Raw genomic sequence first — 26436 nt, 5'->3', positions numbered from 1 at the left:
AAAATTGCCAAGAAACGGCACCTCAAACTTAAGACTTTGAGTGTCCGCATAATGCCCTGAGCCACTATTACAACCAATGTTAATACCAAGCAAATTAGACTTAAAAGCCAATGTACTTAGAAAGTTCTTCGCGCAAATTGGTGTACTTTTCTTTGTATGGCTCTTTTAACGACATGTCGTCTATTAACTTAAATAAACGCTTACATTCAGCAATTAACGTTGCGTCAGCTTTACCTGCTTTAACTGCTATTTGAAGAAGGCATTGAAGAAGGTTAAGTGCAACACCCGTGTTAACTGGGGCAAACCCTTGTGCTAGGGAGAAGGATGCTTTCGCTCGTTCATAGTCCTTTTGTTGATAATGTTGAATACCTTCTCGATTGAATTGCTGATAACTTGCCAAGTTTTTCGCTGCGTTGTTAGCTTGAATGTTCAGCATGGACGTACTGTTTTCGTCTAATTCACCCTGTCTGGTCTCAAGTTCAGATTTAAGCTGCAATGCATCGTCGAACTCACCTAGCTTGTACATAACGTTTATGCTATCTGGAATAAAAGCGGTAGGAACTTCAGCATATTTGTCGTCTAAAAGCGATTGTGAGTTGCTTAAATGTCGTTTTGCATCTATCAGTTTTCCGTCAATCGCGCTTATTCGCGCATTGACTATGGTACCGAAAATGTCTACATCAAAATCACGGTCCATCTTTTGTAGATGTTCATCAAATTTTCCTCGCTGAAGTGTAAGCAATGCCTCTTGTTGATACTTGTTGCGCTGTTTTTTATCGTCGGCCAATTCGGCTACATCTAGCAGACTGCGAATAATACCGCACCAGTGCAAACTGGTTTTATGAACCGTACGTTTTGATAAGTCCCAGATAGCTTGACTTGAACTGGCAGCAAGCACTAAGTCTTCATTTATCCTTCCTATTTCACAGGCTTTAAAGTGCCTAGGAAGCGAATAAGGTGAGAGTTTTATCGCCTCTTTAATTGCTTCAAGTGCTTTATCGCCAGAATCTAAAGATTGATATGCTTGTGCAAGAATATCGTGGGCGTCAGCATTAAATCGATTTCGCTTTAGCGCTCTCTTTGCGATCGAAATTGCCTTTTCGTATTCCTTTAAATAAAGGTATGTCTTGCCAATAGCCGTTTGAGCCCAAAGCACTGGCTTACCTTCAATATAGTCGCTAAGAACATCTAATGCTTTGTCTGGTTGGTTAATGCGCCAGTACAACTCTACTAATAATTGTTCACAGTGACCTTTGTAGTGAGACGGTGATTCGAGTAGCGATTCAATATGGTCTATGGCACTGTTAATTTCTCCTCGCTCAATCAGTGTGTATGCTTGTTGTAAGAACTGACGCTTTTGCCACGCGCGTACAATTCTGGATTTCAATTGAGCTTGAGAAAAAGGTTTAATGAGAAAGTCATCTGGACGACGCTCAATGCTGCCAAGTACAACAGGTCTTGCGCTGTCTGCGCTTATCAATATAAAAACAGCGGTTTGACTAATGAGGTTGCGAGTACGTAGCTCTTCAATTAACTCATAGCCATTTTTATTGTCAGCTCCTAAATGCAGGTCGCAGATAACAATATCGAATTTGTGCTTTTTACACAGTGATGCAGCTTGTTCAGCTGAGGATTTCGTGACTACATCGGATGTGCCCATTGAATGCATTAGCCCTTTTAAAAGTAGAAGAAACGGGCGTTGGTCTTCAACAATCAGTACTTGTTTGTTGCTAAATTGCATTTCGAATCCGTGAATGAGCGCATAATAACTTGCTAAAAGTATATCTAACTTTAAAAAAATAAGCTTAAGAAAAACATTATCTTGCCGAAAACATAAGTATACAAATGAAGTGATAACAAGAGTATGTCGTTGGACGCAAAATCCATAAATGAACAAACGCCTATCGATCCCAGTATTTTCTGGGAGCGCAGTGGCGTATTGTCTCGTGCGTCGTCACAGGGTGCATTATTCTCATTGTACCTAGCTATGCAACAACATAGTGTTGCTGAGCCGTTTGAATTGGAATCAGCGAATTCCGACGTAGACACTGAAGGGCGTATTGATGAAGCGCTCAATGAGTTAAACTTTTACAGGCGTCCTGCACTTTCTGCAAACGAAAGCGAGTGGCACGCCATGCATGTAATGTCCTCACTAGTTGCACAAGACTTTGCTTCGGCCCGTTTGTATTTGAATTTAAAGCCAGCACCGCTTGCTCAAACGAACGACGCCGCACGTCTTCCTGATGATGTAGTAGAAAACTGTAGTTTAGCAACGCAAAAAAGACTCAAAAAGTTATACGCTAATACGCTGAAAGAAGACAACACGCTGCTCTACGATATTTTGTCAACTCAAGAGCCTGAAATAGACCTCGCACAATTTAACCCCGCGTTCGAATCGCAATTTGAGCAAACGGCCTGACTATGTCTAAGGCCATGTTAGCGCGTGGCGCATTCACACTTTAAATTATCAGCGCTAGTTTTTCCTTGTTAGTTTTGATATATTGCGCGCCGCATTTTTGCACTGGTCTTACGCTCCAATCAGCAAAGGTTAAAATATGTCTAAATATATTGTATGCGCAATGTATAAGTTTGTTGCGCTTGAAAACTTTAAAGAAATTCGCCAGCCGCTTCTTGAAACGATGGAAGCAAATGGTATCAAAGGTACACTTCTACTTGCCCACGAAGGCATTAACGGTACAGTTTCTGGTACACGTGAAGGCATCGACGCTTTATTAGCTTACTTAAACAGCGATGCGCGCATTAATCCTATTTCTTACAAAGAGTCGCTGCATGACGACCAGCCGTTTTATCGTACGAAGGTAAAACTTAAGAAAGAAATCGTAACTATGGGTGTAGAAGGTATTGACCCACGCAAAACCGTTGGTACTTATGTGAAACCGAAAGACTGGAACGCGCTAATTAGCGACCCAGATGTAACGGTTATCGACACTAGAAACGGTTATGAGATTGAGATTGGTACATTCAAGAATGCTATCGACCCTAAAACCGAAACCTTCCGCGAATTTCCAGAGTACGTAGCGAAAGAGCTCAGTCCATCTAAAAATAAGAAAGTTGCTATGTTTTGTACTGGGGGCATTCGCTGCGAAAAGTCTACGGCCTATTTGAAAGAGCAGGGGTTTGAAGAGGTTTTTCACCTTGAAGGCGGTATTCTTCAGTATTTAGAAGACGTTCCGAAAGAAGAGTCAATGTGGGAAGGTGACTGCTTTGTTTTTGACAATCGCGTTGCAGTAAACCACGACTTAGAAAAAAGCCACTACGAGCAGTGCTATGCTTGCCGTCTTCCCATTACCGATGAAGACAAACAGAGCGATAAATATGAGCCGGGTGTAAGCTGTCCTCACTGTTTTGGTACACATACTGAAGACCAAATTGCGCGTTTTAGAGAACGTGAAAAGCAAGTGCAGTTAGCGAAAGAACGTCAACAAGAACACGTTGGCACTGAGGCGCGTTTAACCATGGAACAAAAGCGTCAGGAAAAAGCAGAAGCTCAACGTTTACGCGCACTTAAAGCAAAAGAAAATCAGGCGTAGACAGCTAGATAGAAGGGCGTTACACTCGTGCTTATTGCAGTTGAAATAAGGAAAGCGAGTGAGTACTCAACTTTCAGAAACAAAAATTGAAGAAATTAGGAAGGACTTCAGCTTTTTCGATCGTGATGGCAATGGCCAAATCGATTTACCTGAGTTCATAGAGCTTCTAACTATTATTTCTCCAAAAACTAAAGCCAGCCATGTGCAAGAGGGCTTCAAACTTATCGACAGTAACGACGACGGTTACATCGACTTTGAAGAGTTTCTAGAGTGGTGGCAAGAATGTTGGTGGGAGTACTGAGCCACTGCTCAGTACTAAACCCTTCAAACTTCGGTTTTCAAACCACAGTGTTAGTGACACAGGTGGGCGCCAAAGTTAATCAAAACGAGCCCAAACAAACCAAAATAAAACGAAATACTAATGTAGAAACGAGTGCTTTTAAGTCACTCGTTTTTTTGTGTCTTAAGTTTAATCAAGTCATCAAATTCTGTGTTTAAACATGACGTTGTGAAACTTTTAACCTAGTACATTTTCAGTGTAATGTTACGCTTAACCGTAATAAGGCATTTCACCTAATTCAATCATGCTAACCCTCATCGTCATCAGACAATGCTTTTCTTGGCTTACGCTTAACGGGAACCATACCAATATCTTCACCAGACATGGTATCAACGCGCTTTTTAGTACCTGATTTAACTGGCTTTGCAACGCGCTTCTTACCGTTTTGAGAATTTGGTTTTTTAGACACCTTTTTCTTAGGTGTAAAACCTTTGAACGACGCTGAAAATTCATCGTGTGCTGAACACTCAAGGGCGTACTGAAGGTGATTTTTCAATCCTTCGAAACTGTTCCAATCGCGAGGGCCAATCAGCGAGAAGGCTTCGCCTTTTTGCCCGGCACGTCCTGTTCGGCCAATACGGTGAATGTATTCATCAGCATTTTTGGGCAGGTCAAAGTTAATTACCAATCCAACTTTTGAAAGGTCGAGACCACGAGAGGCTAAGTCAGTTGTTACTAGAATACTGTGTTGACCTCGAGCAAATGCGCTCATGACGGCAGCGCGCTGATTCTGCGGCATGTCACCGCGTAGGGCGATGGCCTCTAGATTTTGCTCATTAAGAAGCGCGGCAATTCTGTCGGTATCTTCGCGGGTAGCGGTAAACACAATCGCTTGATTATAGGAGCGGTTAGCCAGCTCGAATTGTAATATCTGATCTTTATTTTCAACGTTATCTGCGAAGAAACACTGCTGAACTATGTCACCGTGTTGCGCTGTTGAGTCACCGACCGCTACGCGCACTGCACCTTTGGTTAACTGCGTAGTCATGTGCTTTAGCTCAATGTTATCAAGCGTGGCAGAAAACAGCATGGTTTGGCGCTTTCTGTGATCTGCATAGTCGTTTATCATTTTAAGCTGTGCAGAAAAACCTAAATCAAGCATACGGTCTGCCTCATCAAAGATAAGCAGTTCTAAGCCATTTAGATAAACGCTTTTATCTAAGAGGTGGTCAGCTATGCGGCCTGCCGTTCCTACAATTATATGTGGATTACGACGAAGCGCTTTAACCTGATCGTTGTAGTTTTCACCACCAACAACTAATGAGCAGGTAAGGTTTAAACCAGTACACATCGATTTTGCTTCAATGAAAACTTGCTTAGCGAGTTCTCGTGTGGGTGCAAGGATAAGTGCTCGCGGGTCTTGTCGGCTTAATGCTTTTTGCGACATCAGCCTATTTATTGCTGGTACCAAAAAGGCGAAGGTTTTACCTGACCCCGTTTTAGATGACGCGATAATGTCCTTGCCCTGGATAGCAGGAAGCATAGTGCGTTCTTGAATTTCGGTTAGCGTCGAAATATTCTTAGTTTCAAGCTTTGAAATAATTTTGTGGTGTACAGGTAAATCAGTAACTAGCAAGAAGATACAGCCTTTTTAAGATAACATTCGCGCGTATTATCCCTTAATGCTTGATGTATTGAAAGGCTTATTGGGCTTTGCGTAGGCGATAACTTTCACATTACACCTTACGCTAAATTAGAGAAAAATTTAACACAAGATAGTGGGCCAGGTGTCTTTTGTGTGAGCGAAAACCACAAAGATCAACTGACCCTAGCCGTTTTAGAACTTCATTTCAGGAACGTCTTCAGGGGCTATTAGCTTGCCACCCGTTTTCTCTTTGATTTCATCAACGCTCACACCTGGCGCACGCTCTTGTAATACAAATGCGCCATCCTCAACACTTAATACAGCTAAGTCAGTAATAATGCGTGTAATGCAGTTCACGCCTGTTAAAGGTAACGTGCACTCGCCTAGTAGCTTCGGATTACCGTGTTTATCGGTATGGGTCATGGTAACAATTATGTTCTTTGCACCAGCCACAAGGTCCATAGCTCCGCCCATGCCTTTAACTAACTTGCCTGGGATCATCCACGACGCAATGTTACCCGATACGTCAACTTCAAACGCACCAAGTACGGTAAAGTCGACATGACCTCCACGGATCATGGCAAAGCTTTCAGCACTGCTAAATATAGATGCCCCCGTTATGGCGGTAACTGTCTCCTTGCCAGCATTAATCATATCAGCGTCCACCTCATCTTCGGTAGGGTAACGACCCATTCCTAAAAGGCCGTTTTCTGACTGCAGCATTACACTAATGTCATCGGGTACATAGTTTGCGGCTAGGGTAGGGATGCCAATTCCCAAGTTAACGTAATCACCATCTTTAAATTCTTGGGCGACGCGCATTGCAATTTGTTCTCTACTAAGCATTACACTGTCTCCTTACTAACTACACGACGCTCAATACGTTTTTCAAATGCCCCTTGAATTACACGGTTTACGTAGATTCCTGGCGTATGAATCTCACTCGGATTAAGCTCACCCGGTTCCACAATTTCTTCAGCTTCTACAACGGTAATTTTGCCTGCCGTCGCTGCCATTGGGTTGAAGTTTTGTGCAGTATGGCGATAAATACAGTTACCATAAGTATCTGCTTTCCACGCTTTCACTATGGCAAAGTCACCAGTAATGGCGTGTTCAAGGATATAGGGGCGACCGTTGAATTCTTTGACTTCTTTTCCTTCGCCCACCGGCGTACCGTAGCCTGTTGCGGTGTAAAATGCCGGGATACCCGCACCACCAGCACGCATTTTTTCTGCAAGCGTACCTTGAGGGGTTAACTCTACCTCAAGTTCACCATTTAGAAGTTGCTTTTCAAATAACGCATTTTCGCCCACATAAGAAGACACCATCTTGGCTATTTGTTTGTCTTCTAACAAGAGACCAAGCCCAAAGCCATCTACGCCACAGTTATTTGAAACTACGGTAAGGCCTTTAACGCCTAATTTTTTTATTTGTGCAATAAGGCCCTCTGGTATTCCGCATAAGCCAAAACCTCCGGCAATAACTGTCATACCATCTTCAAGCCCTGCCATTGCCTCTTCATACGACGAAACAACCTTGTTAAATCCTGCCATTCACTATCTCCAATGCGATTTGTTAAAAATAAGTATCAACATTGTTGCGTGATTTGTAAAATCGAATTAATCTTTCAATTAATAAATAATATTTATTAATTGAGGGGTGTTGAGTTCGTCTATGGATGTGTCATATCGCCAAATAAAAGCCTTCGTGGAAGTGGCAAAGTCTTCGACGTTTGCAGAAGCGGCAGTAAATTTACATGTTACACAGCCAGCTTTGTCTTCGGCTATAAAAAAAATGGAAGAGCAGTTGGGTGGCAGATTGTTTCAGCGTAACACAAGAAATGTAAGCTTAACGCCTGAAGGAGAAGTGCTGTTCCCGAATGCTGTGCGGCTAATCCACGACTGGGATAATACGTTTTCAGATATTCAAAACTTGTTTGCAATGGCTAAAGGACAACTTACTATTTGTGCGATGCCTTCTTTTGCCGAATCACATCTACCCAACATTCTTTCGGTTTTCCATCAACGTATACCCAATGTAAACCTGCGTATAGTCGACGTTGTAATGGAGCAAGTAATACATGAGGTTGCTAAAGGCCGATGCGAAGTAGGCTTCTCGTTTGAGCCAGAAAGAAAAGATGGTTTAGTGTTTACAAGTTTATTTGCCGACCAGTTTGTTGTTGTTGCAAATAAAAACGCAGCGAGAAACTTTAACTGCAAACTAAGCTGGAAAGATTGCTTAGATTTCCCTCTTGTTATGATGAACAGGGGCTCAGCAGTTAGGCATTGGACTCAGACTAAGCTTGAACAGTATGGTGATTTGAACATTATTGCGGAAACTGGTCAGCTTTCAACACTTGGCAAACTTATCCAAAACGGACTTGGCATTTCAATAATGCCGGCTATTTGCCGATCGCAAATGGAAGGGTTAGGTCTAGTTGTTCGAGAAATTTACGGTGAACCATTGGTGAAGAATATAGGATTAATAAAAAATGCGAGAAAAGAGCTCTCTTTACCTGCTCAATCATTATGGGAATTAACCGTAGCGCATTACGGTTAGCGTTAATGCGCTACTCATCGTTTATGGCTTAATGCTAAATAAAACTTGCGTTACCATTTCTTCTTAGGCGCAAATAACTCATCCAACTCGTCACGCTCTTCTTCTTGTTTTTTTGCGCGGTCTTTTTCGTTAACACTTTTGAGGTTACTTTGAATTTCGTGAAGCCATTCATTGAGTGTTGCTAGTTTAGTCGTTGAATATTCATCTTGTGGGGTTTGGTTTTCTAGCGCGTTTTTGGCCTTTTCAAAATACTGCCTCGCTGAACCAAGCATATTTGATTGAAGTGCAGCACGGCCTCGTTTTATCAAAGTTTCGACGTTAACTTTAACCTGCAGACGTTCAAGCTGCTTATCTTCATCCATAAAAACTTTTGAGTCTATTTGTCCTTTACTGTGTTCTGAACGCAAGATGATGCGAAGCTTTTTAACGGCCTGAATATACTGAATAATCATTTTATCGTTATCAGGTAGCGAAAACTCAGTGGCCGCGCCACTATTATCTGACAATGCTGCCGCTGTAGCTTGCTCTGTGCTTGAAATTCTTTGTTTTAGCTCTGCTGTGCCAGACAGCTCGTTCATTGTTTTTAACGCGTTTAAAATTCTATTATGTAAAATGCCTATTATGCGGGACGAGACTGGCATGTTTACGCTTGCAGCAATAACGTTTTCTGTTTCGTCTACAATTGTTCGTTGCTTTGCAAGCTCGGTTCTACGCTCAGCTTCCTGCTTTTCACGATGCTGTTGTACCGCATTAATGAAAATGGCGGCGATGAGCAAAATAACAATTGATATTATAATAATCACGTACATGCGTGTGCTTCCGTCTGTTTTTATTTTTTAAAGCGTCAACGTATTACTACGTACGAGCGTTAATTTCTGAATTACCTAAAGTTATCGGCCCATACTACGGTATTTTTACTTCAAATACACTTCCACCGAAACTCCCACCGTTAGAAAGTGTTATTGACCCTACTTTTTCTCCCTGTGAATGTGCGTTTGCAATAAGTTTTGCAAAAAATAACCCTAGCCCTGTTCGCCCTTGACTCAACTCAAAATCGCACAAGGCTTCATGGCTCTTTGTTAGCATTGACTGAGGGTAGCCGTGGCCATCGTCCTCTATTTTGATGATCAAAGATTCTGTGTCATCTATGCGAGCGCTGACTTGTATTTTTGAAGTGCCATAACGCATAGCATTGATGATTACATCATTTAGCAGTAAGTAAATTAGTTCGCTGTCTAAGTACCAATTTAGGTCATCTTCAATGGAGATAGAAATATCAATATTTTTCTGAGAAACATACAAAGCATTGGAGCCGACGACGTCTTCAACCAAATCTCTAATAAAGCATTCATCGACAGTGATGGGGAGGCGTTCTAACTCAGCTCGATACAAAGAAAGAATTTGAACGAGGTTAGTGTTCAAACGAGAAGCTTCATAGTGAACGCTCGCAACTTGCTCTCTCGCTTCTTCGTCTTGAGGTGACAAGGAATCGCTCAACGTTTCAATAGACTGAATTAGTAGAAAAAGGGAGTTCTTCATATCGTGTACAGCCGCTGCCAGTACAGAAGAAAAGTCTATTGTGGAGGTTACTTGTTTACTGCTATTCATTATCTATTTAACACCGTGCTTTTTAATCACCTATCCATAATGTAGAAGAAAATGGGTAAAGGCGAATAAATCCCACTCGAAAATGAAAAAATTGGATTATTTTCAACTTTATAATGCCAATTTTGTAATAGCAACTAGTAAAAAAAGGTAGTTTTGGTTATAACGGAGAAAGTACAGTGTTAGTCTATCGCATGAAATGGTGTAAAAAATGAAGCTACAGCAACTACGGTATATCGTAGAAGTCTTAAACAACAATTTGAATGTATCAGCAACTGCTGAAAGTTTGTACACCTCACAACCTGGTATCAGTAAGCAGGTACGCATGCTAGAGGATGAGTTAGGCGTTCAAATTTTTGGCCGAAGTGGAAAGCACCTTACTCATGTCACAGACGCTGGTAACGACGTTATAAACATTGCCCGCGAAATCTTGGCGAAAGTAGAAAGCATTAAAGCCGTAGCCAGAGAACACACGTTACCAGACCAAGGAAAACTCAACATTGCTACCACGCATACACAAGCCCGCTATGCACTGCCCGATGTAATCCAAGGGTTCATGACTAAATACCCGAAAGTGTCGCTTCATATGCATCAAGGCACGCCGTCTCAAATTAGTGATTTAGCGGCAAAAGGGGAGGCTGACTTTGCCATTGCCACCGAGGCACTTCATTTATACAACGATTTAGTAATGCTGCCATGCTATCACTGGAACCGTAGCGTCATAGTGAACAAAGATCATCCGCTGTCGAAAAAAGGCACAATAGATATTTCGGATATTGCGAAATACCCACTGGTAACTTATGTATTTGGTTTTACTGGGCGGTCTGAATTAGACCAAGCATTCGAAAGAGCAGGGCTAACACCTAAAATTGTGTTTACTGCAACCGATGCAGACGTCATTAAAACCTATGTTAGATTGGGTGTAGGTATTGGGGTTATTGCTTCGATGGCGGTTAGTGAAGAATTAGACGACGACTTGGTAAAAATTGACGCTAGCCATTTGTTCGATTACAGCACCACAAAAATTGGCTTTAGAAAGGGCTCGTTCTTAAGAAGTTATATGTACGACTTTATAGAGCGCTTTGCTCCTCACCTAACTAAAGACAAAGTAGAAAAGGCGATGATGCTTAAAAACAACGAAGAAGTGGAGAAGATGTTTAAGGGTGTAACGCTTCCAGTTAAGTAAGGCAAGTCGGCTTTTTTAGCGATTGCCGCTATCGTCTTCGATTTAACAGTAAAGCAAGCAATTAAAGTGTAAAGACAAAGTTGTCGATACTCGCAGCCCAAAATTAAATCTTTTAGACTTTCACGCTGAAGAGTATTTCTTGGAGTACTCTTCAGCGATGAAACCTCAATGACTTGTCGGTAATTAACACTCAATAATATTTACAGCAAGCCCGCCCCTAGCGGTTTCTTTGTATTTTGTTTTCATGTCATTACCTGTATCGCGCATGGTTTTAATCACCTTATCTAACGATACTTTTTGGTCGCCCGTACCTCGTAATGCGAGGCGTGAAGCGTTAATCGCTTTAATCGCGCCCATCGCGTTTCGTTCAATACAAGGTACTTGAACTAAACCACCCACAGGGTCACAAGTTAAGCCTAAATTATGTTCCATACCAATTTCTGCGGCGTTTTCTACTGATGCAGCAGTTCCACCCATAATCTCAGCAAGGGCGCCAGCTGCCATTGAACACGCCACGCCAACTTCGCCTTGGCAACCCACTTCTGCACCAGAAATTGAAGCGTTTTCTTTATACAGAATACCAATCGCGCCGGCAGTCAATAAGAACCGGCTTGCAACCTCTTCATCGACAGGTCTAATGAACTTATCAACGTATTGAAGTACAGCTGGAATAATGCCTGCAGCACCGTTGGTAGGAGCAGTCACTACTCGCCCTCCAGCGGCATTTTCTTCATTCACCGCCAGGGCAAACAAATTGACCCAGTCCATAGTTTGCATAGGGTCGTTGGTATGCTCTGTTTGAAGACGGCGATAAAGACCCGGAGCACGGCGTACCACCTTAAGGCCGCCTGGAAGAATACCTTCGCTCTCGATACCGCGCTGAATACACGCTTTCATTACCAGCCAAATATTGTGAAGCTGTTGTTTAACTTCGTGCTTTGGCCTAAAAGTCGATTCATTACGCAACATTAAAGAACTAATGCTTAAACCATTAGTTTTACAAAGGGCAAGCAAATCGCCAGCGGTTTTGAAAGGAAAGGGCACTGATTCCTGAAGACTTGCCGCGTGCGCTTTTGTAGCGTCAAAGTCTTCGTCTTTAATAATAAAGCCGCCACCAATGCTATAATACGTTTGCTCCTTCACCAGTTCGTCTTTTGCGTAAGCATAAAACGTCAACGCATTTGCATGTTTGGGTAATGTTTTTCGACGATGAAAAACAATGGCGTTTTTATTGGGGAATCGCACTAACCTTTGGCCGTTAAGACAAAGCTTTTCACTGTTTCTTATCTCTTCAAGCTTCGCTTCTATGCTGTCAACATCAACCACATCTGGCAGTTCGCCTAAAAGTCCTAAGATAACTGCTTTACCAGTACCGTGTCCGATACCGGTTTGGCCGAGTGAACCAAACAGTTCCACTTTTACGCTGTCTACAGACTCAAAAAGTGAGGAATCTTGCGCAAGCTCACTAACAAATTCTGCGCCTGCCTTCATAGGGCCGACCGTATGTGAACTTGATGGGCCTATACCCACGCTGAACATATCAAATACACTGATCATAAACATTCAAAATTAAAACGAAGTAATACTTAGATCATGCATCCGCCACGTAAAAACCACAATACAGAAAAGCTAATAAAGAGATTAGTTTTGCTAATAACCTGTAAAGTTAAATTTATAGTACAGGTTAAACTTGTATCATTAAGGATGAATATGATGAGAGAGGTTTCTTAACATGGCCGCTGTTGCCCCCCAGATCATGCGGTTTTTCCAAGGAATGAAGTATATCGGAAATGCTTTATTACCTCGGTGAGTGGTGTGGACAAGGTGATTTTTTCTATCCAGCACATGTGCCAGAGGAACTTCAAAAGCACTCTCAACCTCGTTTTTGTCGATGACAGGCGTAAAGTCTGGATTGACAAAGCCTACAACGGGAGCAATTTCATAGCCACTTATCGTGCGGTATCTAGGCAGCATACCCACCACCTCTACGTGAGTAGAAGGCAGGCCTACTTCTTCTTCCGCTTCGCGAAGTGCGGCGTGAAATAAGGTTTTGTCATTATCTTCCACGGCCCCACCGGGAAAACTAATCTGGCCTGGGTGATGCTTAAGGTGATGAGCACGCTCGGTAAGTAACAATTGAAGCGAGTCTTTGTAATCTATCAAAGGAATCAGCACTGCTGCAGGTCGACCTGTTTTACTAAGTGGAAAATCAGGCTCTGAATGTGTCTGCCTTAAGTGGTGAAATTGTGATAGAAATTCGTTTTTTGTCATAATATATGTCTACAACGCACTTACTCTCGCTACTCAAAGGACTCGCGAAGCGAGCCAAAACACCTTTTATTAGTTTAACAATGCAAGCACCGGCAAAATTTTAGACACCTTATCAAGGGTTTCTTGATACTCTTCGCATGGGACCGAATCTAAGACAATACCACCGCCAGCCCAACAATGTAATCGGTTATTCTCGGCCAATACAGTTCTAATACATATACTCGAATCCATGTCTTCGCGAAAACCCATATAAAACACGCTGCCGCAATAAATATTTCGACGGTGTGGCTCAAGTTCATCAATAACTTCCATTGCGCGTATTTTGGGCGCGCCTGTAATCGAACCTCCTGGGAACGCAGACGCTAATAATTCTAAAGGAGACGCTCCATCATTCAGTTCCCCCGTTACTGTACTCACCAAATGATGAACGGCTTCATAGCTTTCAAGAGCAAAAAGGGCCGGCACTTTGACTGAGTGAGGCTTACAGTGTTTAGAGATATCATTGCGAAGAAGATCAACAATCATGAGGTTTTCAGCGCGGTCTTTCTCAGCGTTAAGCAAGCTCGTTGCACTTGCCAAATCTTTTTCTGTGTCTTTAAAGCGAGGACGTGTTCCTTTAATTGGTTTGGTTTCTACCAAGCCGTTTCTCACACGTAGAAAGCGTTCTGGAGAAATGGAAGCAATACAACCTTGGGCTAGGTTAAAGTACGCAGAAAACGGCGCCTGATTTTGATGGCGTAGCTCACAATAGGCTTGCCATATACTTCCTTCAAACGAAGCGCTAAAACGTTGTGCCATATTTACTTGATAGCAATCGCCCGCTCGCAAGTAGTGGAGAATTTTATCGAGACACTTTTCATAATCTTGCTGCGACAAGTTTGATTCAAAACGAGAGGTAAGCCTGAAGTCTGGAGAAGTTCCAGTATCTTCGCTATCGAAGAAAATTTCAGATAACGGAGCATTGTCAACTGAGCAATAGTAGATGTATCCCGATTGTGTGTCTTCAATTAACGAGCGCATATAAAGACCTACAGTGAAATCAGGAGTAATGTAGTCGTCTTTTGCGAGGCTAGGCAACGTTTCGTAAAAACGCCCGGTGTCGTAACCTGCCATTCCTGCCACGCCAACGATAAAGGGTAGGTGTTCAGTGTCGAAATCGGCATGCACTTCTACAAACTTGACCCGAGCATGTAAGTGTTCTTCCACCGCTTCAAAAGGCTTTGAGGTGAGAGGTTTGCGTGTAGCGCTGTCAACATCTAAAAGTTCTACGTTTTCGCCCTTAGCTTCAACGACAGCAGCTGGCGAAAAGGCCATAATATTGAATCGGCCTTCGCTTTTTGATGAGCCTGAGGTATCAAGCAAAATAGAGTAGGGCAACGAGGATACTCTTTTGAATAGCGAATTGAAGACTGATTGTTGCTCTGCACTGGCTATGGATAACGCATCAATTATCTCTTTTGAGGTAAAGCGGGACACGTAAACGTGAATAGTATCTTCATGTGACATAGGTTTTTCGGTACTTCTTTTTATTGCAGAAACAGTCATTTAAAGTTAAACGAAAGGCTCCTGTCTGATCCTACATATAATAAAACGACTTATTATCGATTGATAAATCATGCTGTGCAAACACATAAATGCGCAACGAAATAGTTTATTACTCTCACTGTGGCTATGTGATTGAAGCATTATCAACCTAGTTAAAAAATGAGTTCAAACCTGTTTCCCTAACATAGGTTTTAAAAATGACTGGAATTCGCACCATGCTTATGGTTTTACATGGTGCGTTGTCTTCAGATGCGCTAGTATACGCTTTTTTAGCTAGCTAAGACCACGAAAGCCAAATAAAAAGAGGATGTCATGACCGTTATCCGTCAACAAGACTTCATTGACAGCATTGAAGATGCCCTGCAATTTATTTCCTACTATCACCCAATTGATTACGTCAAAGCGGTAGAAGAGGCCTATAACAAAGAGAAGAGCCAAGCTGCTAAAGACGCGATGGCACAAATTCTTATCAATTCACGTATGTCAGCGGAAGGCAAGCGCCCTCTGTGTCAGGACACAGGTATTGTAACTTGTTTCGTTAAGGTTGGAATGGGTGTCACGTGGGACAAAACCGACATGACCGTTCAAGAAATGGTTGATGAAGGGACACGTCGCGCTTATTTAAACCCAGATAACCCGCTTCGAGCGTCAATTGTTGCAGACCCTGCTGGCGCACGTAAAAATACCAAAGATAACACGCCATCAGTAGTACACATTGACATGGTTGCTGGCGAAAAAATTGAAGTGATGATCGCAGCCAAAGGTGGCGGTTCTGAAAACAAATCTAAAATGGTAATGCTAAACCCAAGCGACGATATTGCAGATTGGGTGGTGAAAACGTTGCCAGCGATGGGCGCTGGCTGGTGCCCGCCTGGTATGCTGGGTATAGGTATTGGCGGAACCGCAGAAAAAGCAGCGGTATTGGCAAAAGAAAGCCTGATGGACCCAGTTGACATTCAAGAATTGATTGAACGTGGCCCGCAAACTACTGACGAAAAGCTTCGTTTGGAAATTTTCGACCGTGTTAACAAACTTGGTATTGGTGCACAAGGGTTAGGCGGTTTAACGACAGTTGTTGATGTAAAAATTAAATCATTACCAACGCACGCAGCGTCTAAGCCAGTGGCAATGATCCCTAACTGCGCGGCGACCCGCCACGCGCACTTCTATCTTGATGGTTCAGGTCCGGCTGAATTAACACCACCTAAATTAGAAGACTGGCCTGAAGTAACGTGGGAAGTCAGTGAAAACACGCGTCGCGTTAATCTTGATGAAGTAACGAAAGAAGACATTCAAGAGTGGAAAGTAGGCGAAACGGTACTACTGTCAGGTAAAATGCTTACTGGCCGTGATGCCGCGCACAAGCGTATTCAGACTATGATGGAAAATGGCGAAGGCTTGCCAGATGGCGTTGACCTTACCAACCGTTTTATCTATTACGTAGGCCCGGTTGACGCCGTGGGTGATGAAGTTGTTGGCCCGGCAGGCCCTACAACGGCAACGCGCATGGACAAATTCACCGACATGATGCTTGAAAAAACTGGCCTGATTGGCATGATTGGTAAAGCAGAACGTGGTCCAGCAACCGTAGACTCAATTGCCAAGCATAAAGCGGTATACCTTATGGCAGTGGGCGGTGCAGCATACCTTGTATCTAAAGCTATCAAAAAATCACGCGTAGTTGCATTTGAAGACTTGGGTATGGAAGCCATATATGAATTTGATGTGGAAGATATGCCAGTTACCGTTGCGGTAGACAGCAGCGGTGCAAATGCGCATAAAAATGGCCCTGCTATTTGGAAAGCAAAAATTGAAGAGCTAGACTCATCGCTTTCTAAATAAGTAACGATTTCAAATTTAAATAAGTAATCGGGCGCATTTGCGCCCGTTTTATAAGCCAATCTAAACTGCTCAAATATCATTCCGTCTACATAGCTAACAAAAAGTGCGTTGCTATAAATACTTCACGCATTGGTATAATTTGTCATTTTTGTTTATAGTGCTGTACAAAATAACAGTATGAAAGTGCACTATGTTAATCAACCTCATTTCTAACGAACCCATTGCCTTTTTATCCGCTTTTATCAGTGTCTTTATCTTGGCACTTTTCTCGCTTCTTAGAAGCAGATCGAATTTTGCGCGCATTGAGCAAGTCACAATTCAATGTGAACAACTTCAAAATGAATTGAATAGCGAGCGCATTGCCAACGCAAAGCTACAAACTCAAAATGAAGCGCATCAAAATAGAATTCACGCTTTACATGCAGCGCATGAAGACAAACTGGCTTCTATGAATGCGTCGGAACAGCGCTTGCAAACGCAGTTTGAGAATTTAGCAAATCGTATATTTGAGGAAAAACAGCAGCGTTATTCCCAACAAACTAAACACAATATCGAGGCCGTTCTTGCGCCATTTAAAAATGAATTAGACGGTTTTAAGCGTCAAATTTCAGAGCAACATATAAGGGAAGGGCAAGAGAGAGCTTCACTTAAAACTGAAATCTTAGGCCTAAAAGCCCTCAATCAAAAAATAACCGAAGAAGCTGCAGCGCTTACAAATGCGTTGAAAGGCGACAATAAAAAGCAGGGTAATTGGGGAGAAGTGGTTTTAGAGCGAATTCTTAAAGAGTCTGGCTTAAGAGAAGGACATGAATTCGAAACACAAATGTCAGCAACATCAGAAACAGGCAAGCGATTTCAGCCTGACGTGGTAGTTCACTTACCAAATGACAAAGACGTCATTATTGATTCAAAAGTAAGTTTGGCGGCGTATGAGCGATATTACAACTGTAATGATGAAGCGGAAAAAGCGCAATTTTTAAGTCAGCACGTAGCTTCAATTAAAGGGCATATCAAAGGTCTTGGCGCTAAAGATTATCAAGCATTGAAGGGGATTAAAACGTTAGACTACGTGCTGTTATTCATTCCCATAGAACCCGCATTTTTGATTGCCGTCGAACAAGAACCAGAACTGGTAACCATGGCACTTAACCATAACATCATGTTAGTAAGCCCAACCAATTTGCTCGTAGCGCTGCGTACCATTAACAACATTTGGCAGTATGAATATCAAAATCAAAACGCACAGCTTATTGCAGACCAAGCCGCCAAGCTTTATGACAAATTTGTAGGTTTTGTCGCTGACATGGAAAAAGTCGGCAAATCAATGGACACCGCCCACAGCAGTTACGAACAAGCAATGAATAAATTAACCAGTGGAAGAGGCAACATAGTTAGGCAGATAGAGAAGTTTAGAGAACTTGGCGTTCAGCCAAGTAAACGGATGTCACAGCATTTACAACAACTTTCTCAAGACGATTAAAAAAGGCCGCTTTATAAAGCGGCCTTTTTATTAAGTAATAAAACGTTATGAACGTTTCATGCGTCTACGTAGGTAGACTGCTGGTGCTAGTAGTAACGCAATCCAACCCATTGAACCACCTGACTTATCGTTAACCTGAATAGTTACGTTTTCAGTCGTAGTATCAATGCCATCAGTAGCAGTTACTTCAACAGTTACACTACTTGACTGTTCATGGCTAGGTGCTTTAACAGTAATTGAAGTGGTTTCCATACCGTTAATAGATATGGTTACGTCATCACCGTCGGCATCAGTAGCAGTTGCAGATATAGTGAACGTTTCTCCTTCGGTAACACTTGACGGAGCAGTTACATTAATTACTGGCGCATCTTGCATGCCAGCAACAGCTACAGTTACTGTACCTTCACCAACAATTTCACCTTCAACTGGTTCTTCATCGTCGTTCGTTGTGCCCTCTTCGCGTACAGTGTACGTGAATGAGTCTTCACCGAAGAAGTCCGCGTTTGGCGCATAAGTCACCGTACCGTCGTCATTTACAGTTACTGTACCGTTTGCAGGCTCAGTAGTTACTTCAACGGTTGACGGGTCAAGCGGTGCCTTGTCAATTGTGATTGGTGAGAAAGTACGGAAGTCCCCAGAAAGAGATTCCATTGTGAACGTGTTTAGAATAACTTCATCCATTTCGTTAGCAAGAATGTTAGCGGTAATTGAAGCATCTTCGTTTACATTCAACGTGTCATCCATGTATTCACTAGAAGGGATGACCGTTCCGCCGTAACTAATAGTCACTTCACCACCAGCGCTTGTAGTGAGCAAGTACTCTTCGCCCTCTACAGGAAATACTCCTTGCTCTTCTCTATTCATGTAAGAAGCTAGAGTAGTACCCACGGTTCCCGAGATATTTTCAGCTCCAACAACTGTGTCGTGAACTGGTGCGTCCATCGAACCATACACGAAACTCACATTTCCGGTAGCATACTCAAACCACAACTGGAAGTTTACGCTTGAATCTGGGTTATTCCAAATCTGTGCATTTTCCCACTCAACAACAAAGTGACCTGTTGCGCCTGCAAGGTTAGCTGTCCAGATACGTCCAGTACCAGTTGCTCCACCCTCTAGATCAAGGTCAGTCCAGAAAGGCGCAATCACATTATTAGGTTCGTTCAGATTAGGAAGCACTTCAGGATCGCGAGAAGAAATGTTACCCGAACTCGTACCCAATGAAACAAAACCATTTGATGATATTTGCATCGTAGTGTATTCACTTCCAAGATACGTAATAGCGCGCGGTAGAGCAACTTCAATAGACGTATCGTCACACTCTGTAGAGCATTCTAGTGGGGAAGTGCCACCTACGAACTGCATAGAAAGGTAACCAGTAATACCAAAGCCTTCAAGTATATCGGCAATAGACGTATCTTGAGTCATTGAGAAAGATGCTGTGTTTAACGCACCTTCCCAGTACACGGTTCTGCTCTCTGCATCGTAAGAAACGGGCTCTTGGTTTCCGTCCTTGACGGCTGAAATAGTTGAAGGGTTGATCGCGTATTTAGGATCAATTTCACCTGTAATGCTTATCATGCCAGTAACTTCAGTGTTTGTAGCAAACGCCTCGGTAACTACAATTTCACCTTCTTCAGCAACTTGGCTACTTACATCACTGTTAAAGAGTGAAGGCTCATCACTGCTGATTGGATAGATTGCGACCGGAATGAAGTAGTCTGTGGTTGTATCGTCGGTATCCGCCCAATTAATACCACCGAATGACCATTCACCTGTTGACGCTGTCGTGACATCAAGCGTTAACATAATTTCAGCAGAAGCACCTGCTTCAAGCGTTGCCATTGCTGGCGTTACGGTAGCAACAATCGCAGGGTCGTTGAACATTACATTTGCGTCAACTGTGACTTCCGCGTCGCTGGTGTTTGTAACTGTGATAGACATTTCGCAATTAAGGTAGCAGCTACCGTCAACTAGGCTTAAGTCGCTATAGGTAAGCTCAACTGAAGTTGCACGTGGAAGGTCTAAACGTCCAGCACCCATGTCGAAGTTGTCTGCCGGAGTTGCTGCGTCTTCTTTGAGTATGTCACGAATGGAGGACGTAACAAGCGCGCTCTTTATTTGTTGAGCCGTCCAGTCTGGGTGCATCTGCTTAAGCAACGCAGCCGCACCTGCCACATGTGGCGACGCCATTGATGTGCCACCTTTGAATGAGAAGTTCTCACCAACATGTCCAGGGGCGTCTGGAGACTCACCTGAGAAAATACGCGTACCAGGAGCTGCAATATTTGGCTTAAGGAACGTTGGGTCACCATTTGGCCCGCGTGAACTGCTTTCGTTCATGATATCAGCAAGGCTGTCTGATACTGTGCGAACGATATCGCTACCAATGGTTATATTTAACTCTGATTCGGTATCTACCACTAAAGTTGCTAACGCCTGACCTGATGTTGCAGGAAGCATTAGTGAAGGAATTGTTTGCTCTTCACTCAAACCGCCCATTTGAATTGGCGCTTCACCACGGCCGTCTACGTTGTGAATAAGAACCGCTTCTGCACCAGCTGCCTCGGCATTTTCGATTTTAGTTACAAAGCCACAAGTCCCACGGCTGATAAGAGCAATCGCTCCGTCAAATGCGCCTTCAGTAAATGGGTCACAACCTTCAACGTTAGTCTCACTAAGCTCACCAGCATAAATGACAGGTGCAGTAATTGGACTGTCGAAAACAATATCAGGATTTCCAACGGTGTAAAGGGCAGGAATAGCGCCTAACGTCGAGTCACCCTCAACCGTTACCTCATTCGCAAACAGTCGATTTGTTGTCGTATTGGCTACAGTAATAACGTCATCTGAACAGCCAGGGCAGCCGATCGTTTTTTCGCCAGGACCGCTATTTCCTGCAGCGAAAACAGTAACTACGCCCGCATCGTGCATTGCCGCGAGAACATCTTCATAGACTGAACCATTCGGATTACCGCCAGCGCCGCCACCCCAAGAGTTATTTACAACGTCCGCGCCGTCAGTAAGTGCAGCTTCAAGCATAGAAAGCAACATTGAGGACATACCGCTAGAAGAAGTCGGGTCTGAAGGTGTTGCATAAAGGCCCTTATACACCATTAGGTATGCAGCAGGAGCGACGCCAGAAATTTCTGCTTCTGCGCCATCACGCTCTGCCATTACGCCGTAGTTACCTACCGCAGTACCGGCGACGTGAGTACCGTGACCATTGAATCCAAGCGGGCTTTCGTACTCTTCCTCAACAACATTAAAACCCTCAACAATTTCAGCCGCACGAGCAACAATAAGCTTGTTATTACAGAAGTCTTCTACTTCTGAGCAATAGTCGTCAGTAGGTAGGGTCTCTGCTGCAGGCGCAGTAAAGTTCTCGCCGCTGAACAATGGGTTTTCAGGGCGAATACCACTATCGATGATAGCTACTTTCACGCCAGCACCTGCAGTTTCCTTACCACCAAACTGTTCCCACGTTTCAATTGCACCGATAAGATCCAAACTCGCGTCCATTTGTGCGTGGTGAATTAAGTCTGGGTATACCGCTTTCACTGAAGAAAGGCTTGAAAGCTTATCCAATGCGTCTTTTGAAATAATACCCGCGAAACCATTAAATGCAGCGGTATATGACAAGTCGGCTTTGAAAGACTTGTCGAATGACTTAATTGATTGAATAACAGACTTCTGCTGTGTTTCTAAGAATGATTTATATTCTTTTGCAGCATTTGAATTAAAGTTAACCTTTTGGCCTTTGTGAGCGGCCATGCTACTAACACTTGGGTTTACAGCACTGAATTGTGCCATTGGTACATCGTTTAGCTGAACGATAACTCGTACGCTATCGCTATTTACTTGAACGGCATTTGCAAGAATATTCTTCTTATCAAATGACGCTTCAATAGCATTGCGTTGCTCAACGCTGTAACCGGAAATTTGATTAGGTGATGCGAAGGCACCAAAGGCTGAGCCTGCTAGTGCTGTCGCCACTACCGTACTTATAATGGTTTTTTTCATAATTATTCTCGTGTGAATAGTTCCCTGGAGCCCAACGATTTATTCTGTTTGCTTTTAAAGGTCATTCGCCTTTATTTAAATGCAACTTATCGCTGTGACCCATCTATTGTTAGCACAAATAAATTTGATATGTAATGTGTATTTCAGAAATACACAACTTACACATTTTGTTACATTTGTAATGCGTTAGATTTATGAAATAAAACTAGACAAAACGATTGTTCAATGAGTGCCTTTTGCAATTTATTGAAATTTAATTACATACTTATTCATACTGAGCTTCGCGTGTTTTTTGCAATGCCAGACTTTTACGAAATATTTATCCTATCGCGTTATCATAATATTTACATTGCCTTTACTTATTTAGGACGAATATCCTTTAATCTTTGCCTAATTGAGTATGTCTATTTCAACCGTTTTGAAAAACCCCCTCGAATAAAAAGGACGCTCCTGCATTTTCTCAACTAGCATATTGTAATCTCTACAAGTCGCTATTAACCCTCATATTTAAGGGGATCAAACGTGAAAGACAGAAACCATTTGGCCGAAGTAAAAACAACAAATAAGGTCGAAATAATCTCAAAAGGGGTTGTCGATATCCCAATGTTGCAAGTTCTCTCTGCAGAAGGAGAGTTAATTGACAAGTCTGCAGAGCCAGATATCAGTAAAGACGATGCATTAAAAATTTTTAACACTATGCATTTCATTCGAGTGTTAGACGAACGTATGGTGGGGGCACAACGTCAAGGACGCATAAGTTTCTATCTTGCAAGTACAGGTGAAGAAGCGGCTTCAGTCGCTAGCGCCGCAGCATTATCAAGCGATGATATGATTATGTCGCAATATCGTGAGCAAGGTGCACTTGCATATCGCGGCTACACAACAGAGCAGTTCATGAACCAAATGTTCAGCAATAAGGACGACCCCAATAAAGGCCGCCAAATGCCAATTCATTATGGTGATAAACCGCTGAACTTCATGACGATATCATCGCCTCTTGGCACGCAAATTCCACAAGCGTCTGGTTACGCTTATGGTCAGAAAATGTCAGGCAAAGATGTTGTTACTATCTGTTATTTTGGTGAAGGCGCCGCATCAGAAGGTGACTTCCACGCAGGTTTAAACATGGCAGCCGTATTGAACTGCCCAGTCATCTTCTTTTGTCGAAATAATGGTTACGCTATCTCTACTCCTGCAGAGGAACAATTTGCGGGTGACGGTATAGCCTCCCGTGGTCTGGGTTATGGCATAAAAACAATACGTGTAGATGGCAACGATGTTCTGGCGATTTATGCTGCGACAAAGGAAGCGCGAAGTATTGCCATAGAAGAAAAATGTCCAGTGCTAATTGAGGCAATGACCTATCGTTTAGCCGCGCACTCTACATCAGACGACCCAACGGGTTATCGTTCTAGAGAAGAAGAAGATAAATGGCGCGCAAAAGACCCCATCGCACGTATGGCGAAATGGTTGGAAAGTAAAGGTTGGTTTGATGAAGCTGAAAACCAAAAACGTGTTGATAAAGCTCGACAAGATGTACTTGCAGCAATGAAGAGCTGTGAGAAAACAGAAGTATGCGCCATTGAAGATATTGTTGAAGACGTTTACGACACGCCACCATGGCATTTAAAAGAACAGCTCAGTGAACTTAAAGCGCACATCAAAAAATACCCGAAGATGTACCCTAAAACAGCAGGGAGAGTAAAATAATGGCTAAGATGAACTTACTACAAGCAATCAATAATGCACTCATCACAGCCATGACCGAAGACGAAAAGGTGATGGTCTTCGGTGAAGATGTTGGTCATTTTGGTGGCGTATTCCGTGCAACTAGTCATCTTCAAGATAAATTTGGTAAAGCACGTTGCTTTAATACGCCGCTGACCGAACAAGGCATCATTGGCTTTGCAAACGGATTAGCCTCGCAAGGCTCGGTTCCTGTCGCTGAAATTCAGTTTGGTGATTACATCTTTCCTGCGTTCGACCAAATTGTAAATGAAACGGCGAAATGGCGATACCGTTCAGGTGGTCAATTTGACGTTGGTACACTGACAATTCGTACACCATATGGCGGTGGTATTGCCGGCGGCCACTACCACAGCCAATCACCAGAAGCATTTTTTGCACATTGCCCAGGTATGAAGATTGTTATCCCTCGCGATCCGTACCAGGCTAAGGGCTTATTGCTTGCTTCAATTCGCGACAAAAACCCCGTGTTATTTATGGAGCCAAAGCGCTTATATCGCGCTTCAGTTTCAGAAGTCCCCGAGGAAGATTACGAATTACCGCTAGGCAAGGCGGATATCGTTCAAGAGGGCAGCGATATTACATTACTTGGCTGGGGTGCACAGATTGAGATTCTACAAAAAGCAGCGGAAATGGCCCTTGAAGATGGCGTGTCGTGTGAAATCATCGATTTACGCAGCATTTTGCCATGGGACGTTGAAACTGTAATGCAGTCTGTAATGAAGACTGGACGACTCTTAATTAACCATGAAGCACCGTTAACTGGCGGGTTTGCCAGTGAAATAGCGGCGTCTATTCAAGAGCGTTGTTTCCTGTATTTGGAGGCTCCCATAGCGCGAGTGTGCGGTCTAGATACGCCTTATCCTTTGGCTCATGAAAAAGAATACATGCCAGATGAAACAAAAACCTACGAAGCCATTAAACGCACGCTTCATTATTAAGCCCGGGAGACGATAATATGACAATTGAATTTATCTTACCGGATATTGGTGAAGGTATTGTTGAATGTGAGCTTTTGGAATGGTTAGTTGCTGAAGGCGAGCACATTGAAGAAGATCAGCCTGTCGCAGAAGTAATGACAGACAAAGCCACAGTGCAAATACCCGCTATGCATGCGGGCGTAGTGAACAAGTTGCACTATGCTGTTGGCGATATTGCAAAAGTGCATGCACCGCTTTTTTCTATGACCCCAGATGATGGGGAAGCAAATCAAGGCGCTCAGAATGACAGCGCATTAGAAAGTGTTACTCATCAAGCACAAGAAGAGAATAATACATCTACTGAAAAAACTTCAGTTTCATCGTCAACTGCTTCACAGGACAACAGTGGTAAACATATTGAAGACTTTATTTTACCAGATATAGGTGAAGGTATTGTAGAGTGTGAAATCGTTAAGTGGAATGTTGCTGAGGGCGATGAAATTGAAGAAGATCAAGCCGTCGTAGAAGTTATGACCGATAAAGCAGTGGTAGAGATACCCGCTAAAAATGCTGGAACGGTACATCGACTTTATTACGCACAAGGAGATATCGCTAAAGTACACAGCGCCTTGTTCGCACTTGAAGTCGACGGCGACACCAATACAGATGATTTAAATTCAAAATCACAATCTGTAAACGCAAATGTTTCTCAAGAAACTAACCCACAGACTGATAAGCAACGCTCGCAAACTTCCGAAGCTTCAAAGTTTCATGATGGTGAATTTGAACCACCCATCGCTATTGAGGGTAAAGTGTTAGCTAGCCCAGCGGTTAGGCGCATAGCTAGAGAAAAGAACATCGACCTTTCATCAGTTCAAGGCTCTGGAAAGAAAGGACGAATTCTTAAGTCTGATGTACTAAGCCTTGAGAAGTCTAAAACACGTAATTTAGCGACACACGTTGAATCAAAATCAGCAGGCACGTCTGGCTCTAGCAATAACATGCAACAAAATGCTGTTAACACAAGCAGTCAGGTTGCCAAAGGCAGCGTCCGTACGGAAAAAGTTCGCGGTATTCAGGCTGCTATGGCCAAGCAAATGTCGGCGTCGGTTTATACTATCCCTCACTTTACCGTTACCGATGAGCTGGTGATGGACAACTTGATGTCACTGCGAAAACTGCTAAAACCAGAATTTGAAGCGCAAGAAATCAAGCTCAGCTTTATGCCATTTTTCGTAAAAGCAATGTCATTGGCGCTTAATGAATTCCCCGTTATTAATAGCCAACTTAATGACGATGCAAGCGAGATTAGCTATTTCTCTGATCACAATATCGGTTTTGCGGTTGATTCTAAAATTGGTCTGCTTGTACCAAACATCAAACGGGTACAAGACCTTTCGCTTTTAGACATAGCTAAACAAATGCAAGATATTATTGAGCAGGCAAGAGCGGGGCGCGTTGCTGGCGAACACCTAAAAGGTGGGACAATAAGCATATCTAATATAGGAGCAATTGGTGGAATAACTGCAACGCCAGTGATTAACAAACCGGAAGCGGCTATTGTTGCATTAGGTAAAACGCAAAAACTTCCTCGCTTCGATGACCAAGGTAATGTTAGCGCTCAACACATCATGGCGGTCAATTGGTCTGGTGATCACCGCATTATTGATGGAGCAACCATGGTTCGCTTTAATAACCTATGGATGAGTTATTTAACACAGCCAGAAAAAATGTTGATGCATTTGAAATAGCGTCGCGTTCGTGGGTTATCTATAGGTAGCCC

At 43.0% G+C, this 26436-nt stretch carries 20 protein-coding genes; 10 read left to right on the top strand and 10 right to left on the bottom strand.

What is annotated here, in order from left to right; genetic code table 11:
- Window positions 1-100: 100 nt before the first annotated feature.
- Window positions 101-1741 carry a response regulator gene (locus tag ACHUFN_RS00490; RefSeq protein ID WP_394220302.1) on the bottom strand — a complete coding sequence of 547 codons (1641 nt, stop codon included), beginning with the start codon at window positions 1739-1741 and terminating at the stop codon, window positions 101-103.
- A gap of 123 nt (window positions 1742-1864) precedes the next feature.
- Between ACHUFN_RS00490 and ACHUFN_RS00485 the strand changes: the two genes are divergently transcribed.
- The 3 genes from ACHUFN_RS00485 (at window position 1865) to ACHUFN_RS00475 (ending at window position 3852) form a co-directional block, all read left to right on the top strand.
- Window positions 1865-2419 (top strand): VC2046/SO_2500 family protein, encoded by a 555-nt coding sequence (locus ACHUFN_RS00485; protein ID WP_394220300.1) that lies wholly within the window; start codon window positions 1865-1867, stop codon window positions 2417-2419.
- A 136-nt stretch (window positions 2420-2555) separates the two neighbouring features.
- Window positions 2556-3551: an oxygen-dependent tRNA uridine(34) hydroxylase TrhO gene (gene trhO, locus ACHUFN_RS00480; protein ID WP_394220299.1), complete on the top strand. Its 996-nt coding sequence runs from the start codon at window positions 2556-2558 to the stop codon at window positions 3549-3551.
- 58 nt (window positions 3552-3609) lie between these two features.
- The gene (locus tag ACHUFN_RS00475) at window positions 3610-3852 is read left to right on the top strand and encodes an EF-hand domain-containing protein (protein WP_394220298.1); all 243 of its coding nucleotides are present in this window, start codon (window positions 3610-3612) and stop codon (window positions 3850-3852) included.
- Between the two features lie 286 nt (window positions 3853-4138).
- Here ACHUFN_RS00475 and ACHUFN_RS00470 read toward each other — a convergent pair whose 3' ends face one another.
- From ACHUFN_RS00470 to ACHUFN_RS00460, 3 genes are all read right to left on the bottom strand, one after another.
- A complete protein-coding gene (locus tag ACHUFN_RS00470) occupies window positions 4139-5467 on the bottom strand; it encodes a DEAD/DEAH box helicase (protein WP_394220297.1) in 1329 nt (442 codons plus the stop codon).
- A gap of 201 nt (window positions 5468-5668) precedes the next feature.
- Window positions 5669-6322, bottom strand: coding sequence for a CoA transferase subunit B (locus tag ACHUFN_RS00465; RefSeq protein WP_394220296.1), 654 nt, complete (start codon window positions 6320-6322; stop codon window positions 5669-5671).
- Window positions 6322-7029 carry a CoA transferase subunit A gene (locus tag ACHUFN_RS00460; RefSeq protein WP_394220295.1) on the bottom strand — a complete coding sequence of 236 codons (708 nt, stop codon included), beginning with the start codon at window positions 7027-7029 and terminating at the stop codon, window positions 6322-6324. The genes ACHUFN_RS00465 and ACHUFN_RS00460 overlap by 1 nt, the downstream gene beginning before the upstream one ends.
- Window positions 7030-7150: 121 nt before the next feature.
- Between ACHUFN_RS00460 and ACHUFN_RS00455 the strand changes: the two genes are divergently transcribed.
- Window positions 7151-8035, top strand: coding sequence for a LysR family transcriptional regulator (locus ACHUFN_RS00455; RefSeq protein WP_394220294.1), 885 nt, complete (start codon window positions 7151-7153; stop codon window positions 8033-8035).
- Window positions 8036-8085: 50 nt separating this feature from the next.
- Here ACHUFN_RS00455 and ACHUFN_RS00450 read toward each other — a convergent pair whose 3' ends face one another.
- Both ACHUFN_RS00450 and ACHUFN_RS00445 read right to left on the bottom strand, forming a co-directional pair.
- A complete protein-coding gene (locus tag ACHUFN_RS00450; protein ID WP_394220293.1) occupies window positions 8086-8844 on the bottom strand; it encodes a hypothetical protein in 759 nt (252 codons plus the stop codon).
- A 94-nt stretch (window positions 8845-8938) separates the two neighbouring features.
- The gene (locus tag ACHUFN_RS00445) at window positions 8939-9643 is read right to left on the bottom strand and encodes a sensor histidine kinase (RefSeq protein ID WP_394220292.1); all 705 of its coding nucleotides are present in this window, start codon (window positions 9641-9643) and stop codon (window positions 8939-8941) included.
- A gap of 208 nt (window positions 9644-9851) precedes the next feature.
- Here ACHUFN_RS00445 and cysB point away from each other — a divergent pair, with 208 nt between their 5' ends.
- Complete coding sequence (gene cysB / locus ACHUFN_RS00440; RefSeq protein ID WP_118494818.1) at window positions 9852-10826, top strand: HTH-type transcriptional regulator CysB; 975 nt, start codon at window positions 9852-9854, stop codon at window positions 10824-10826.
- Between the two features lie 183 nt (window positions 10827-11009).
- On the opposite strand, the gene ACHUFN_RS00435 is transcribed toward cysB, so the two are convergent.
- From ACHUFN_RS00435 to pabB, 3 genes are all read right to left on the bottom strand, one after another.
- The gene (locus ACHUFN_RS00435; protein ID WP_394220290.1) at window positions 11010-12383 is read right to left on the bottom strand and encodes an L-serine ammonia-lyase; all 1374 of its coding nucleotides are present in this window, start codon (window positions 12381-12383) and stop codon (window positions 11010-11012) included.
- 141 nt (window positions 12384-12524) lie between these two features.
- Window positions 12525-13097: a CoA pyrophosphatase gene (locus tag ACHUFN_RS00430; protein WP_394220289.1), complete on the bottom strand. Its 573-nt coding sequence runs from the start codon at window positions 13095-13097 to the stop codon at window positions 12525-12527.
- A 69-nt stretch (window positions 13098-13166) separates the two neighbouring features.
- Complete coding sequence (pabB, locus tag ACHUFN_RS00425; protein ID WP_394220288.1) at window positions 13167-14603, bottom strand: aminodeoxychorismate synthase component I; 1437 nt, start codon at window positions 14601-14603, stop codon at window positions 13167-13169.
- Window positions 14604-14954: 351 nt separating this feature from the next.
- Here pabB and ACHUFN_RS00420 point away from each other — a divergent pair, with 351 nt between their 5' ends.
- Window positions 14955-16484, top strand: a complete 1530-nt coding sequence (locus ACHUFN_RS00420; protein WP_394220287.1) for a fumarate hydratase — start codon at window positions 14955-14957, stop codon at window positions 16482-16484.
- A 190-nt stretch (window positions 16485-16674) separates the two neighbouring features.
- Window positions 16675-17964, top strand: coding sequence for a DNA recombination protein RmuC (gene rmuC / locus ACHUFN_RS00415; RefSeq protein WP_394220286.1), 1290 nt, complete (start codon window positions 16675-16677; stop codon window positions 17962-17964).
- A gap of 45 nt (window positions 17965-18009) precedes the next feature.
- Here the strand turns inward: rmuC and ACHUFN_RS00410 are convergent, their stop codons facing one another.
- Window positions 18010-21987, bottom strand: a complete 3978-nt coding sequence (locus tag ACHUFN_RS00410; protein WP_394220285.1) for a S8 family serine peptidase — start codon at window positions 21985-21987, stop codon at window positions 18010-18012.
- 522 nt (window positions 21988-22509) lie between these two features.
- On the opposite strand from ACHUFN_RS00410, the gene ACHUFN_RS00405 reads away from it, so the two are divergent.
- The 3 genes from ACHUFN_RS00405 to ACHUFN_RS00395 are packed head-to-tail and all read left to right on the top strand — an operon-like array spanning window position 22510 to window position 26404.
- A complete protein-coding gene (locus ACHUFN_RS00405; RefSeq protein ID WP_394220284.1) occupies window positions 22510-23697 on the top strand; it encodes a thiamine pyrophosphate-dependent dehydrogenase E1 component subunit alpha in 1188 nt (395 codons plus the stop codon).
- Window positions 23697-24674, top strand: coding sequence for an alpha-ketoacid dehydrogenase subunit beta (locus ACHUFN_RS00400; RefSeq protein WP_394220283.1), 978 nt, complete (start codon window positions 23697-23699; stop codon window positions 24672-24674). The genes ACHUFN_RS00405 and ACHUFN_RS00400 overlap by 1 nt, the downstream gene beginning before the upstream one ends.
- Before the next feature lie 17 nt (window positions 24675-24691).
- Window positions 24692-26404, top strand: coding sequence for a dihydrolipoyllysine-residue acetyltransferase (locus ACHUFN_RS00395; RefSeq protein WP_394220282.1), 1713 nt, complete (start codon window positions 24692-24694; stop codon window positions 26402-26404).
- Window positions 26405-26436 lie beyond the last annotated feature (32 nt).

Origin of the sequence: Alteromonas gracilis (genome assembly GCF_043642145.1) — a bacterium.
GTDB lineage: Bacteria > Pseudomonadota > Gammaproteobacteria > Enterobacterales > Alteromonadaceae > Alteromonas > Alteromonas gracilis_B.
This window is presented reverse-complemented; position numbering and strand designations above follow the sequence as displayed.

What these genes read in the sequence shown, in the direction of transcription:
- ACHUFN_RS00485 (WP_394220300.1), top strand. Translation starts at nt 1,865, where the DNA reads ATGTCGTTGGACGCAAAATCCATAAATGAACAAACGCCTATCGATCCC.
- ACHUFN_RS00430 (WP_394220289.1), bottom strand. Translation starts at nt 13,097, where the DNA reads ATGACAAAAAACGAATTTCTATCACAATTTCACCACTTAAGGCAGACA.
- rmuC (WP_394220286.1), top strand. Translation starts at nt 16,675, where the DNA reads ATGTTAATCAACCTCATTTCTAACGAACCCATTGCCTTTTTATCCGCT.
- cysB (WP_118494818.1), top strand. Translation starts at nt 9,852, where the DNA reads ATGAAGCTACAGCAACTACGGTATATCGTAGAAGTCTTAAACAACAAT.
- ACHUFN_RS00395 (WP_394220282.1), top strand. Translation starts at nt 24,692, where the DNA reads ATGACAATTGAATTTATCTTACCGGATATTGGTGAAGGTATTGTTGAA.
- ACHUFN_RS00465 (WP_394220296.1), bottom strand. Translation starts at nt 6,322, where the DNA reads ATGCTTAGTAGAGAACAAATTGCAATGCGCGTCGCCCAAGAATTTAAA.
- pabB (WP_394220288.1), bottom strand. Translation starts at nt 14,603, where the DNA reads ATGTCACATGAAGATACTATTCACGTTTACGTGTCCCGCTTTACCTCA.
- ACHUFN_RS00455 (WP_394220294.1), top strand. Translation starts at nt 7,151, where the DNA reads ATGGATGTGTCATATCGCCAAATAAAAGCCTTCGTGGAAGTGGCAAAG.
- trhO (WP_394220299.1), top strand. Translation starts at nt 2,556, where the DNA reads ATGTCTAAATATATTGTATGCGCAATGTATAAGTTTGTTGCGCTTGAA.
- ACHUFN_RS00450 (WP_394220293.1), bottom strand. Translation starts at nt 8,844, where the DNA reads ATGTACGTGATTATTATAATATCAATTGTTATTTTGCTCATCGCCGCC.
- ACHUFN_RS00420 (WP_394220287.1), top strand. Translation starts at nt 14,955, where the DNA reads ATGACCGTTATCCGTCAACAAGACTTCATTGACAGCATTGAAGATGCC.
- ACHUFN_RS00490 (WP_394220302.1), bottom strand. Translation starts at nt 1,741, where the DNA reads ATGCAATTTAGCAACAAACAAGTACTGATTGTTGAAGACCAACGCCCG.
- ACHUFN_RS00460 (WP_394220295.1), bottom strand. Translation starts at nt 7,029, where the DNA reads ATGGCAGGATTTAACAAGGTTGTTTCGTCGTATGAAGAGGCAATGGCA.
- ACHUFN_RS00445 (WP_394220292.1), bottom strand. Translation starts at nt 9,643, where the DNA reads ATGAATAGCAGTAAACAAGTAACCTCCACAATAGACTTTTCTTCTGTA.
- ACHUFN_RS00400 (WP_394220283.1), top strand. Translation starts at nt 23,697, where the DNA reads ATGGCTAAGATGAACTTACTACAAGCAATCAATAATGCACTCATCACA.
- ACHUFN_RS00410 (WP_394220285.1), bottom strand. Translation starts at nt 21,987, where the DNA reads ATGAAAAAAACCATTATAAGTACGGTAGTGGCGACAGCACTAGCAGGC.
- ACHUFN_RS00435 (WP_394220290.1), bottom strand. Translation starts at nt 12,383, where the DNA reads ATGATCAGTGTATTTGATATGTTCAGCGTGGGTATAGGCCCATCAAGT.